This window comes from Zunongwangia endophytica (assembly GCF_030409505.1).
Taxonomy (GTDB): domain Bacteria; phylum Bacteroidota; class Bacteroidia; order Flavobacteriales; family Flavobacteriaceae; genus Zunongwangia; species Zunongwangia endophytica.
In genome coordinates this window covers 331,834-344,051 of sequence record NZ_JAUFPZ010000002.1, presented here as the reverse complement: position 1 = coordinate 344,051, position 12,218 = coordinate 331,834, and the positions used below count along the sequence as shown (strand labels likewise).

General features: G+C 35.7%; 10 protein-coding genes. All 10 read right to left on the bottom strand.

The features are described 5' to 3' along the window. Positions 1 to 10: 10 nt before the first annotated feature. The 10 genes from ilvD to QWY91_RS01660 all read right to left on the bottom strand — a co-directional run bounded on the left by ilvD (position 11) and on the right by QWY91_RS01660 (position 12,214). Complete coding sequence (gene ilvD / locus QWY91_RS01705) at positions 11 to 1,684, bottom strand: dihydroxy-acid dehydratase (protein ID WP_290231096.1); 1,674 nt, start codon at positions 1,682 to 1,684, stop codon at positions 11 to 13. A 450-nt stretch (positions 1,685 to 2,134) separates the two neighbouring features. Beyond that, positions 2,135 to 3,655, bottom strand: a complete 1,521-nt coding sequence (locus tag QWY91_RS01700; protein ID WP_290231094.1) for a carbon-nitrogen hydrolase family protein — start codon at positions 3,653 to 3,655, stop codon at positions 2,135 to 2,137. 86 nt (positions 3,656 to 3,741) lie between these two features. After that, positions 3,742 to 4,368, bottom strand: a complete 627-nt coding sequence (locus tag QWY91_RS01695; RefSeq protein ID WP_290231092.1) for a response regulator transcription factor — start codon at positions 4,366 to 4,368, stop codon at positions 3,742 to 3,744. A 518-nt stretch (positions 4,369 to 4,886) separates the two neighbouring features. Beyond that, a complete protein-coding gene (locus QWY91_RS01690) occupies positions 4,887 to 5,738 on the bottom strand; it encodes a 5-oxoprolinase subunit C family protein (protein ID WP_290231090.1) in 852 nt (283 codons plus the stop codon). Position 5,739: 1 nt separating this feature from the next. Continuing rightward, positions 5,740 to 6,474 carry a 5-oxoprolinase subunit PxpB gene (pxpB, locus tag QWY91_RS01685; protein ID WP_290231088.1) on the bottom strand — a complete coding sequence of 245 codons (735 nt, stop codon included), beginning with the start codon at positions 6,472 to 6,474 and terminating at the stop codon, positions 5,740 to 5,742. Further along, positions 6,471 to 7,208, bottom strand: a complete 738-nt coding sequence (gene pxpA, locus QWY91_RS01680) for a 5-oxoprolinase subunit PxpA (protein WP_290231085.1) — start codon at positions 7,206 to 7,208, stop codon at positions 6,471 to 6,473. The genes pxpB and pxpA overlap by 4 nt, the downstream gene beginning before the upstream one ends. 105 nt (positions 7,209 to 7,313) lie before the next feature. Continuing rightward, positions 7,314 to 8,525, bottom strand: a complete 1,212-nt coding sequence (locus tag QWY91_RS01675; RefSeq protein WP_290231084.1) for an Nramp family divalent metal transporter — start codon at positions 8,523 to 8,525, stop codon at positions 7,314 to 7,316. Between the two features lies 1 nt (position 8,526). Next, positions 8,527 to 9,681: a DUF2891 domain-containing protein gene (locus tag QWY91_RS01670; protein WP_290231082.1), complete on the bottom strand. Its 1,155-nt coding sequence runs from the start codon at positions 9,679 to 9,681 to the stop codon at positions 8,527 to 8,529. A gap of 85 nt (positions 9,682 to 9,766) precedes the next feature. Then, positions 9,767 to 11,302, bottom strand: coding sequence for a YifB family Mg chelatase-like AAA ATPase (locus QWY91_RS01665; RefSeq protein WP_290231080.1), 1,536 nt, complete (start codon positions 11,300 to 11,302; stop codon positions 9,767 to 9,769). A gap of 54 nt (positions 11,303 to 11,356) precedes the next feature. Continuing rightward, entirely contained in the window at positions 11,357 to 12,214 is an 858-nt protein-coding gene (locus QWY91_RS01660) for an N-acetylglucosamine kinase (protein WP_290231078.1), read from the bottom strand. Positions 12,215 to 12,218 lie beyond the last annotated feature (4 nt).

Genomic DNA, 12,218 nt, shown 5'->3' with positions numbered 1-12,218 from the left:
ATTCACCTTTTTAAAACTCATCGGTTACGCAACCTTTGGATGCCGATGAAACTGTTCTCGCATATTTATATAACACACCCTTACTAAATTTTAATTCGGGTGCTGTCCAGCTTTTTCTTCTTTCTTCTATTTCTTTATCAGTAAGATCTGCATGGATAGAATCGTCTTCTGCACTAATTGTAATTTTATCTCCATCTTTCAGTAAAGCGATTAAACCGCCTTCCTGAGCTTCCGGAGTAATATGTCCTACCACAAAACCATGCGTTCCGCCAGAGAATCTACCATCGGTAATTAAAGCAACGTCTTTCCCTAACTTTGCTCCCATAATTGCTGAAGTTGGTTTCAGCATTTCTGGCATACCAGGACCTCCTTTTGGACCTTCATACCGAATGACGACGACATCACCTTTCTTTACTTTTCCTTCTGAAATTCCGTCGTTCGCTTCGTATTCACTTTCAAAAACTTTAGCAGTTCCTGTAAAACTCATTCCTTCTTTTCCGGTAATTTTTGCTACCGATCCTTCTTCAGCTAAATTTCCATGAAGAATTCTTATATGTCCCGTTTTTTTAACTGGCTGATCTATAGAATAAATTACATCCTGACCTTCTTCTAAATCTGGTACATTCTCAAGATTTTCAGCTAAAGTTTTTCCAGTAACCGTCATACAATCACCATGTAATAAACCATGTTTTAGCATGTATTTTTGTACTGCAGGTATACCACCAATTCTATGAATATCTTCCATAGCGTATTTTCCACTTGGCTTCAAATTGGCTAAAAATGGCGTACAGTCTACGATTTTACCAAATTCTTCTATTCCAAGATCAATTTCTGCTGAACGTGCGATAGCTAAAAAGTGAAGTACCGCATTTGTAGAACCTCCAAGAAGTGTTAGCAATCTTATTGCATTCTCTAGAGATTTTTTAGTTACTATGTCCCGAGGTTTCAAATCCTTTTCTATTAGGAGTCGCATCGCCTCACCTGCCTGAATACTTTCGGCCTTTTTTTCTTCTCCTACTGCAGGATTAGAACTATTATAAGGTAATGACATTCCCAGCGTTTCAATTGCTGAAGCCATAGTATTTGCAGTGTACATTCCGCCACATGCACCAGCACCTGGACAAGCTTTTTCGATTACACTATCGTATTCTTCTTTATCTATATCGCCACTAACTTTTGCACCCCAGGCTTCAAATGCTGAAACAACATCAAGTTTTTTACCATTATGGCATCCTGAAGCAATTGTTCCTCCATAAACTAAAACCGAAGGTCTATTTAAACGCAACATCGCCATTAAAGCACCAGGCATATTTTTATCGCAACCTACAACAGTTACTAAGCCATCGTAAGACATCGCGTTTACCACAGTTTCCATAGAATCTGCAATAATATCTCGCGAAGGCAGGGAGAAACGCATTCCAGGAGTTCCCATAGAAATACCGTCACTTACCCCAATAGTATTAAATATCAAGCCTACAAGATCTGCAGAAAGCGTACCTTCTTTTACCAGTTTTGCAAGATCATTTAAGTGCATATTACAAGGGTTACCTTCGTACCCAGTACTCGCAATACCCACAAATGGTTTATTGAAATCTTCTTTAGTTAAGCCTATGGCATGAAGCATGGCTTGTGACGCCGGTTGGGAGTCACTCTGAGTTAAAATACTACTATACTTATTATTCATTACCTATTTTTCTCTTCTCGTTATATAAAATTACCTTCTTCAAAATGTCTCTATATTTTCGCTCAGTTTTCTTAATTGTCTTCGAGCACACTTTTAATCAAATAAACCACTGAATTACAGATTATTATATCGATCATTGTTACGATTGCTGAAATTCTTAAAAACATTCAATTGCTTCAATATTTAACAATAACTATTACAGTATCCCTAAGCAATAACAATTTTTCACACCAATGAGGTATTTGAAATTATTAAAATCAGATAAATTAAAAACTGAGTATAAAAAAAGCCATCTCGAAAGATGGCTTTTTTTGCTATAATAGTACACATCTTTCCCCGGTCAGGTTTTCAAAATGAAAATGACTTCAATAATCGAAGAAATAATGCGCTTGTTTTCTAAATTCATAAGATAAACTTAAGTATAAATTTTGAAGTAATTCCTCTGAAAATCTATTTTTTCAGTTTAATAGTATATAAATCTTTTCTTCGATCTTTTAAATTTCGAACACTTCCGAAATTATGCAGTTCTTTTAGTAGATCTAGATCAACATCGGCCAATAATGTGCTTTCTGTATTTGGAGTTGCTTCTGCTTTAACACCATTAACCGGAAAAGCAAAATCAGATGGAGTTAAAACCGCACTTTGTGCATATTGAATATCCATATTATTCACTTTTGGCAAGTTCCCTACAGATCCTGCTATCGCAACATAACATTCATTCTCCACTGCTCTGGATTGCGCACAAATTCTCACTCTGGAATATCCATTTTGAGTATCTGTCATAAATGGCACAAATAGAATATTCATTCCTTCTTCAGCTAAAAGCCTTGGTAATTCGGGGAATTCTACATCGTAACAGATAAGTACACCAATCTTTCCACAATCGGTATCGAAAGTTTGTAATTTAGTGCCTCCCTTCATTCCCCAGGCAGATTCTTCAGCCGGAGTTATATGCAATTTCTCGTATCGCTCGTAACTTCCGTCGCGACGACAAAGAAATCCTACATTATACATATGTTCACCAATTACCTGTGGCATGCTTCCGGTAATAATGTTTATGTTGTAATTAATCGCAAAATCAGTAAAAACCTCTAATAATCTTTCAGTATAAGTTGAAAGCCCTCGAATTGCTTCTGCTTCATTTAAGTGATTAAATTCAGCCATTAGCGGCGCATTAAATAGTTCAGGAAAAAGGATAAAATCGCTTTGATAATCACTTACCGCATCTACAAAAAATTCAATTTGTGATACTAGCGCGTCAAAATCTTTAAATAATCGCATCTGCCATTGCACCAAACCTAATCTTACAACAGTTTTTGTGCTTTCAATTAGTTTTTGAGGTTTGGTATAATAAATATTATTCCATTCCATTAAAACCGCATATTCTTTGCTTTCGTGATCTCCTGAAAGGTATCCTTTAATGACTTTCTTAACGTGAAAATCATTCGATAACTGAAAAGATAAAACAGGATCATGAATTTCCTGTAATTTCACCTTTTCGATATACTTTTTGGGTGTGAGCTCGTTGGCGTATTTCGCAAAGTTGGGAATGCGACCTCCAAAAACAATCGACTTCAGATTAAGTTGTTCGCAAAGTTCTTTTCGAGCTTCATACAATCGTCTCCCAAGTCGTTTACCTCGATATTCTGGATGTATAAAAACATCAATTCCGTATAGAACATCTCCGTTTTTAGAATGCGTCGAAAAATTATCGCCTCCTATAATATCATCGTAGGTGTGATTTTCATCAAATTTTTCATAATCTACGATAATCGAAAGTGCGCAACCTGCAATTTTGTTATCGATCACGATACAAAACTGACCGTCTGGGAATTTTTTGACTAGGGTTTTTATTTCAGCTTCACTCCAGTAATCTTCTGGCATGCCGCTGTAGCTTTTAATCATTGAAACTTTTAGCTCTTTATAATCCTGAACTTTTAGGTTTCTAAGCTCTATTGTTGGTGTCTCCATCTTATAAATAGAATGTTTAATTCTGGAAACGAAGATACTATGTAAATCTTTACATTATCTAAAAAAGACGCTAAAACAAACGAATATTATATAGTACAATAATGATTCTTAATTGCATAAACTGCAAGACCTACCCTGCTTTTTATATTCAGCTTATTAAATAGACTTTCGCGATATCCATCGATGGTTTTTGGACTAAGATTCATTTCTGAAGCTATTTCCTTGTACGTCATTTCTGAACAAACATACTTTAGTAATTCTACTTCTCTTTCAGAAAATTGATCTTTGATGCGCTCTCTCTTAGCCAGCTCGTCCATTGCTTCCCGATCTACAAAATATCCTGTGGTTACCACATGATCTAAGGCCAACTTAAACTTATCTGGATCTATATCTTTTAAAAGATAACCTCTACACCCAAAACTAAGCATTCTTAGTAGCGTTTCTTCGTCATCTTCCATGGTGAGTGCCATTGTTTTTTGCTTCGGAAATTCACGTTTAAGCCACTGCATCGTTTGTAGCCCATCCATCACTGGCATACGAACATCTAATAATATAAGATCTGGCCGAAGATCCATTTTTCTTAGATTATCCTGAAGTTCCTTTCCGTTGGTAAAAACTCCTTTTACGCGATAATCTTTATACGAATTAATCAAAACCTTTAAGGATTGACCAAAAAGCGCATGATCATCAACAATAACTATCGATTTACTCATATTACTTACTAGGTTTGCTTTGGATGTTACAAAGATAAAGAAGTTAAACAGCTAAGAAAGATATTTAACGCGAAACGATAACAAACATTGCCCTACAACCATGAGAATAATTACATTCAGAAAATTAAAAATCAACCTCTCAAAATAACCTCACATTTGCCTGTAAAATTTCTTTTTCTAAACTAAAATGATATTAATTTTCTTCCCTAATCTACTTTTCCTACCATTTTAGTGTGCTTTAGCCGATTTTAAAGTTAATGCTAATCAATTATTTTTTAACGTTTTTGACAAAAAAGTGCTTTTAAGACAATCCTGAACGTATTTTTTAACGTTTAAAAGAATTTTTAACGAAAACAGGGGTTTTTCCCCTTTGCCATACGAATCTTTTAAATTACTTTTGAAGTATCATTTTAGTTAGCTAAGGTGTTTTGGGGCAAAAAAGTGTCGATAGAATGTGAAGTAATTCTGAGTAGGGTCTTTATTACTTCGTTAAACGTCTAGTCGGCACTTTTTTATTTTTATATAGATTCTTCAAAAGAAAACTTCACTTTTTCGTTAGTCAATTTTTGTGCAATAGCATTAATTCCGTTACTCGTTAATTGCAATACTCTGGGATAACCGCCTGTAGTTTGACAATCCATCATTAAGACAATTAATTTGCCAGAAGGCGTTAACTGAACTGTTCCTGGCAGCACCGGTCCTGTTATTATAGGATCTAAATTATTTTCTAACTGTTCCTTCAATTGTATCGCCATTCTGTTATTATTTTGATCGATACTAAATGCTGAAGTTCTTAATACCTCTTTTTGACTTTCTGAAAGCGCATCAAATTCTGGTCCTTTGTCAACTTCAACTTCATTAGACTCTAAATAACTTTTCTCAAACTTTAAGGACGCGTTAGTTTCAATTTTACTTACTGCATCTTCGTTAAAAGCAATCTCCATTCCTTTTTCAAGCTTAGAAAATTCAGTAATACTTTCATACCAACTTTTACTTCCCAAAACCTCTTCAGTAGTAAAACCTCCAGAAATCGCAAGGTACGCTCGACATCCTAAAATTCTTCTTCCAAAACGGAGAATATCACCTGCGGCAATTTCGATAATTTCATTATTCTCTACTTCTTCCCCATTTAATTTTGGTGAAAGATAGGCTCCCGAGATTACAATTTTTGTAGCTACAGAAAATTCTAATTTTGGTCCCATCATCGTAATTTCCAAAACAGAATCGTTCGCATCGTTCCTCAACATTAGGTTTGCAGTACGTGCTGCATATCGATCCATAACTCCGCTTACAGGAACACCAAATTTCATGTTTCCGAATCTTCCATAATCCTGAATACTGCTAAAAAGTCCTGGTTGTAAAACTTTCATTTTACCCATTGCGATCTTGTTTTTTTAATTGATATTTCCCTTGTTTTACCTCTTCTTTTATCTGGCTGAATTCTTCTCGATCTACGCTTTTAAATTTGATGTAATCTCCCGCTGAAATTTCCGTTGGAATTTCTTGATTTTTATCAAAAAAATCGATTGGGCAATTACCTATAATTTGCCATCCGCCGGGACTTTCTTTTGGATAAATTCCGGTTTGATTTTCACCTATCCCCACGGCTCCTTTTTCGATCTTCATCCGGGGTTGTGATTTTCTTGAAATTTGAAGCTTTTTATCAAGCCCGCCCAAGTATAAAAATCCGGGTAAAAAACCCATAAAATAAACGCGATATTCCGGCTGCGTATGCAATGAAATTATTTCTGAAATAGTTATGTTTTTCTCTTCACTAATTAGTTCTAAATCTATCCCAAATTCAGCATCGTAACATACCGGTATTTCAAGTAAACGACTATTATTATTTTTTGTATTATTGTCTTGTTGAAAAACCGCTTTTACAGCCTGAATATCACCATAAACATCCTCTATAGTGACAAAGTAATTAATTAATATCGAGTTATATGTATTAATTACTTCAACCTTTTGTTTAATAAACAAGTTTTCAATCGCTTTCTTATAAAAGAGAATTTTATCCAGCAATTTTTCACTAATAATTTGTTCAAACTGAATTAAAATGGCGGTATCTCCCAGTGGTGTTATTTGTGGTAATTCCTTACTCATGTGTTTTTAATCTTTATATTTTCTTCTGAAAAACGCTGATGCAAAAATCTTAGAATTTCAACCGAATTCTTAGTGTCGCTATGAAGGCAAAAAGTAGCTGCATTACAAGGTAGATTTTCGCCATTTTCAATAGTAATTTTACCATGCTTAAACATGCTAAAAACATGTTTAAAAACGGCCTCTTTTTCTTCAATTACCGCATTGGTTTTAGACCTGCTCACCAATGAATAATCAGCCTCATAATTCCGATCTGCAAAACCTTCAAAAATGATATTTATTTTCCCTTTTGCGACTTCAGAAATAACAGAATTTAATGGTACAAAAAGGCTAAAACCAGCATCTATTTCAAGCAAACTTTCCACTATAATTTTAGCGATTTTTTCATCTTTTGCAGCATCATTATATAACGCTCCATGCGGTTTTACATGATGGATTTTCACTCCTTTGTCCGAAGCTATTTTTTGTAATTCTAAGACCTGATTTTGGATACTACTTTTAAGTTCTTCCGTAGAAATTTGCATTGATTTTCTACCAAAATTAGCTTTATCTGGATACGAAGGATGCGCTCCTATCTTGGTATTATTTGCAATAGCCAAGTCTACAGTTTTCGACATAGTTTCCACATTTCCTGCATGGCCACCACAGGCAATGTTACAACTGGAAATTAATGGCATTAGTAAGTGATCGTAATCGCCACCTTCGCCAAGATCACAATTAATATCTATTTCTTCCATAGTACTTTTTTGATAGAAAATTTAATATAAAGGTTTTTCGATAAAAAAGTGTAAAAGAAATGATAAGCCTTCAATTGCATATATTTTAATTATAATCGAATGAATTTACCACACGGTAATAATAGATTTGACTCCCAAAAATATGGCAATGGTTATCACCACAAAACCGAAAATATTCTGAAGAAGTGAATTTTTGTTATTACCTAATACCGAATCTTTATTGACCACCCAAAACAAGAAAATAGCAATAACGGGAAGTAAAATTCCGTTTGCGATTTGAGCAAACTGAATTAGTTTTATTGGCTGAATTTTTAAAGAAGAGCAAAATATACCTACAATGAGAACGAACGCCCAAACTGCCTTGAATTTTACAGACTTCAGGTCCGTTTTCCATCCTAAACAACCTTTAACCACATAGGCTGCAGCAAGAGGGGCGGTAATTGAAGATGTAATTCCTGCGGATAGCAAACCAATCGCCATAAACCAAGTGGCGTATTTACCAAAAACAGGTTTTAAACCTTCAGCTAAATCTATTGCACTATTTACACTTTCCAATCCTGAAGCTGCACCGCAAACCAATATCGCCATTGAAACGATACCACCTAAAACAATTGCTATGATCAATTCAATCTTAGCTGTTTTAAGATACTTTTTATCTTTCCACTTCTCACTAACTAGTGATGCGTGCAAAAATAGATTGTACGGCACGACAGTAGTTCCTACTAAAGCAATAACGCCTAGAATCCCTGTAGATATATTATTGGGAATAAATCCACTTAGTAATTGGCTAATATCAGGTTTTACTACTATAGCTGTAATTATAAAAGCCAGACTCATTATAAGAACTAGCGCAATAAAAATCTTCTCGAGCACTTTATAATTCCCTATCCATAGAATTATAAAAGCAATACTACCAACCAGCAGGCTCCAAAGATTAATATCGAAATTAGCGAAGCTTAGATATTGCTCTCCAAATACCACTTGTAATCCTAAGACTGCTCCTGTAATATTGCCGGCTTCGTAAGCCGCATTTCCTATAACAATTGCAGAAAATATTAAACCTAAGGCTAAAAACCGCGAAACTGGCTTTTTAAGCTCTGCACGAATATTATCACTTAGCCCTTTCTGAGAAACAACACCAAGCCTGGCCGCCATTTCCTGTAAAATGATGCAAGAAAAAATGGAAAGTAATAATGCCCAAAGTAAAGAATAGCCAAAGTTGACTCCGGCTAAAGTACAGGCCGTAACGGTTCCCGGACCTATAAAAGCAGCAGAAACTAAGACTCCAGGCCCTAATTCTTTCAGATAATTTTTCAAATTACTTTTTATCTCTGCTTAACGCATAGATCGCAAAACTTCCTAACCAATGGCCGCCTTCGTACGAATCTCCTACCAGATTAGGAAAAGAATAAGATAAATGACTATCGGCAAGTGAGCTTAAATGGCTAAACTTTTCTGGATAGGTATCAGCTAAGCCATTAAAAACCCAAGCTCGACTAAAATTTAGACCGTCTAAGTGTACAAGTTTACCATCACTTCTATCAGATACCTCGCCTACTTCAATAGAGAAATCTTTATTCATAAGTTCTGGCATAAAATCTTCTACCCATAGAAAAAATGCATTTTTAGGCATGATTCTTCGCATAATATCTACTTCTTCTAGACATGGCGATAAGAAGTCGTAACCACTAGGCTCCCAGGCGATCGGACAATTATCATCTTTTAAATAAAAATCTTTAGCTCTTTTAGAGATGATTTCCTGAAGCTCTTTATTTTCAGCAGCTACCGCGTAATCGTAAGCGAAACCTAAACCGAAAGCGGTGTTGGTATGCTCTCCAACTCTAATTGGATAGTTTAATTTTGGTAAGAATTCTAGATATCTCGATACAATTAAATCGGTAAGTGGTTGTAGATTTTTATCAAGCTTGGTTGCCATTGGATCATCCCAGGTTTTCAATTCTTCTGCAAGTTTTAAAAGCCACGCCCAACCATACGTTCTCTCATAACTTAATGCTTGGGGTCTTTTAAAGTATTCTACTTCAGACTTGATATTTTCAGCCGTTAAAGAGGCTTCCAGTTTTTGACGAATTTCATCTGCTTTTTCAAGATTTGGGAAACTTTTTAAAAGTGCCACCAACGACCAATGCCCATGCACCGAGCTATGCCAATCGAAACAACCAAAAAATGCAGGGTGCAATTCTTTTGGTTCCCCCATGGCTTCAGCATTTTCGAGCGTCTGACTCAATTTATTAGGATATTGCGTTCCAACGCATTCTAATGGGAGTTCTGCGAGACGATTTGCTTCTTCCAGCGTAAAATCGATAGTAGTTTCAGGAATTATAGTCTCGGTAATTGAATCTATATCTATAATGGAATCAGAAGAGGTTTCCTCGGTTTGCTCTATATCACTGGCTGTTTCCTTTTTGCAGCTAAAAAGACCAAAAGCGACAAAAACAAGCACTAATTTTTTCATGAATTGGGATTGATTGAAAATTCAGGAACAATTTATCAAAAATTAATTACAAAAATTTAAAGGTCTTGCTAAAAAGAAAAAAGATTTAGCCTAACCACCCCTCTCTGTCTAAGCTTCTATATTGAATCGCTTCGCTTATATGCATTGCTTTAACATCTTCGGAAGCTTCTAAATCGGCAATTGTTCTGGAAACCTTTAAAATTCTGTCGTAAGCCCTTGCTGAAAGATTTAAGCGCTCCATCGCAGTTTTCAGCAGTGCTTTTGAAGCCGAATCTAATTTGCAGAAACTTGAAATCTGTTTAGTTCCCATCTGGGCGTTATAATGAATATTGTCAAAATCAGCGAATCTCATTGTTTGAAATTCTCTGGCAGTAGTCACTCGTTTTCGAATGTCAATACTACTTTCTCCTTTACGCTCATCACTTAATTTATCGAAAGGAACCGGAGTTACTTCAATGTGAATATCTATTCGATCCAAAAGCGGACCGCTAATTTTGCTTAAATAGCGTTGCATTTCTGCAGGTGAAGAAGTTACTGGAGCATCAGGATCATTAAAATATCCACCGGGACTAGGATTCATACTTGCAACTAGCATAAAACTGGAAGGATAAGTCACCGTAAATCTAGCTCTAGAAATGGTGACTTCTCGATCTTCTAAAGGCTGTCGCATCACTTCTAAAACACTGCGTTTAAATTCTGGTAATTCATCTAAAAATAAAACACCGTTATGCGAAAGGGAAATTTCTCCCGGCTGCGGATAAGCCCCACCGCCGACAAGTGCAACGTCAGAAATAGTATGATGTGGACTTCTAAAAGGTCGCTGCGCCATTAAACCATGATCTTTTATTTTACCGACAACACTATGAATTTTCGTCGTTTCAAGTGCTTCATGCAAAGTCATGGGTGGCAAGATGCTCGGTAATCTTTTAGCCAGCATGGTTTTACCGGCTCCGGGTGGGCCAATTAAAATAATATTGTGCCCGCCTGCTGCGGCAATTTCCATACAGCGTTTAATAGACTCCTGTCCTTTTACATCTGCAAAGTCATGCTCAGGATGATCTAAATGATTATAGAACTCTTCTCGAGTGTTGATGATGGTCTCAGGTAATTCTGAAGCTTTATCAAAGTGATCGCAAACTTCCTTTAAATTATTTACACCAAAAACTTTAATATCTGAAACTATCGCTGCTTCTTTTGCATTTTGTTCTGGTAAGATGAAGTGTTTAAAACCTTCCTGTTTCGCCTTTATGGCAATAGGAAGTGCTCCCTTGATGGGTTGTAAACTTCCATCAAGGGATAACTCTCCCATTATAATATATTCTGAAATATTTTCGGCTTTTATCTGGCCAGAAGCTGCCAAAATACCGATAGCAAAAGTTAGGTCGTAAGCCGATCCTTCTTTTCGAAGATCGGCGGGAGCCATATTCACTATAATCTTTTTTCCCGGAAATTTGAATCCGTTATTTTGTAATGCTGCTGCAATTCTAAAACTGCTTTCTTTTACAGCATTATCTGGTAATCCTACTAAATGGTAGCCTATGCCTTTGTCTATATTTACTTCAACTGCAACAGTTGTTGCTTCTACTCCAAAAACAGCACTACCATAAACTTTTACCAGCATTTAAAGAAAGTTTCTCTAAATCTAGTAAATTATATCCCTTCAGTCAACTGTAATTTAAGCAGTTAACACATTTTTACGATAGTGTTCTACTAATGCATCGATAGGACGTCTTACAATATTCCCTACTTCTATACCGTAAGGTTGAAGCACTGCTTTAATGATGTCTTCACTAAAATAAGCAATAGTACCTATAAAATGTACCGGTGTAGTACGACATTCTGGGTAACAAAGTACTCTAGAATGTATAAAATCGGTTAATCCTTCGTGTACTAGTTTGTAGAAATATCCATTTCTTTCATTAGCAAAAATAAATTCTGCGAAAGAAGCTAAATAAGTATTTGGATTATCTTTTTGGTAGATATTTCTCTTTATTTCATCACTAGTTAAATCAAATTTTTCTTCAAATTTAACTGCTAGTTCAGGAGGCATTCTTTTGTAGTAATAATCGCGAATTAATCTTTTTCCGAAGTAATTACCACTAGCTTCATCCATCAAGATGTATCCTAAAGATGCTACAGATTGATGAATATTCTCTCCATCAAAATAACAAGAGTTAGATCCTGTTCCTAGAATACAAACGATACCAGGTTCTGTAGTAGCAGCGTAAACAGCAGCGACCATATCTTCTTTTACCATTACATCATCTGCATTCGTAAAGAAATTACCGATGATTCCTGCTAATAGCGCACTAGGCTTTGCGGTACCACATCCTGCACCAAAAAAGTGAACGCGTTGTACTTTGTCTTTTACTTCCCTTAGGTCAGCATTTTCTTCTATACGTTGTTCTAATACTATTTCTGGGAATACAGCCGGATTTAATCCTTTAGTTCTGGTTTTAAAAATCTTTTCTCCGGAAGCGTCCATTAAAATCCAGTCGCACTTTGTAGAGCCACCATCTGCTATTAGTATCATTTGT

Coding starts and splice junctions, on each gene's coding strand:
- ilvD (WP_290231096.1), bottom strand. CDS start 1,684: ATGAATAATAAGTATAGTAGTATTTTAACTCAGAGTGACTCCCAACCG.
- QWY91_RS01700 (WP_290231094.1), bottom strand. CDS start 3,655: ATGGAGACACCAACAATAGAGCTTAGAAACCTAAAAGTTCAGGATTAT.
- QWY91_RS01695 (WP_290231092.1), bottom strand. CDS start 4,368: ATGAGTAAATCGATAGTTATTGTTGATGATCATGCGCTTTTTGGTCAA.
- QWY91_RS01690 (WP_290231090.1), bottom strand. CDS start 5,738: ATGAAAGTTTTACAACCAGGACTTTTTAGCAGTATTCAGGATTATGGA.
- pxpB (WP_290231088.1), bottom strand. CDS start 6,474: ATGAGTAAGGAATTACCACAAATAACACCACTGGGAGATACCGCCATT.
- pxpA (WP_290231085.1), bottom strand. CDS start 7,208: ATGGAAGAAATAGATATTAATTGTGATCTTGGCGAAGGTGGCGATTAC.
- QWY91_RS01670 (WP_290231082.1), bottom strand. CDS start 9,681: ATGAAAAAATTAGTGCTTGTTTTTGTCGCTTTTGGTCTTTTTAGCTGC.
- QWY91_RS01665 (WP_290231080.1), bottom strand. CDS start 11,302: ATGCTGGTAAAAGTTTATGGTAGTGCTGTTTTTGGAGTAGAAGCAACA.
- QWY91_RS01660 (WP_290231078.1), bottom strand. CDS start 12,214: ATGATACTAATAGCAGATGGTGGCTCTACAAAGTGCGACTGGATTTTA.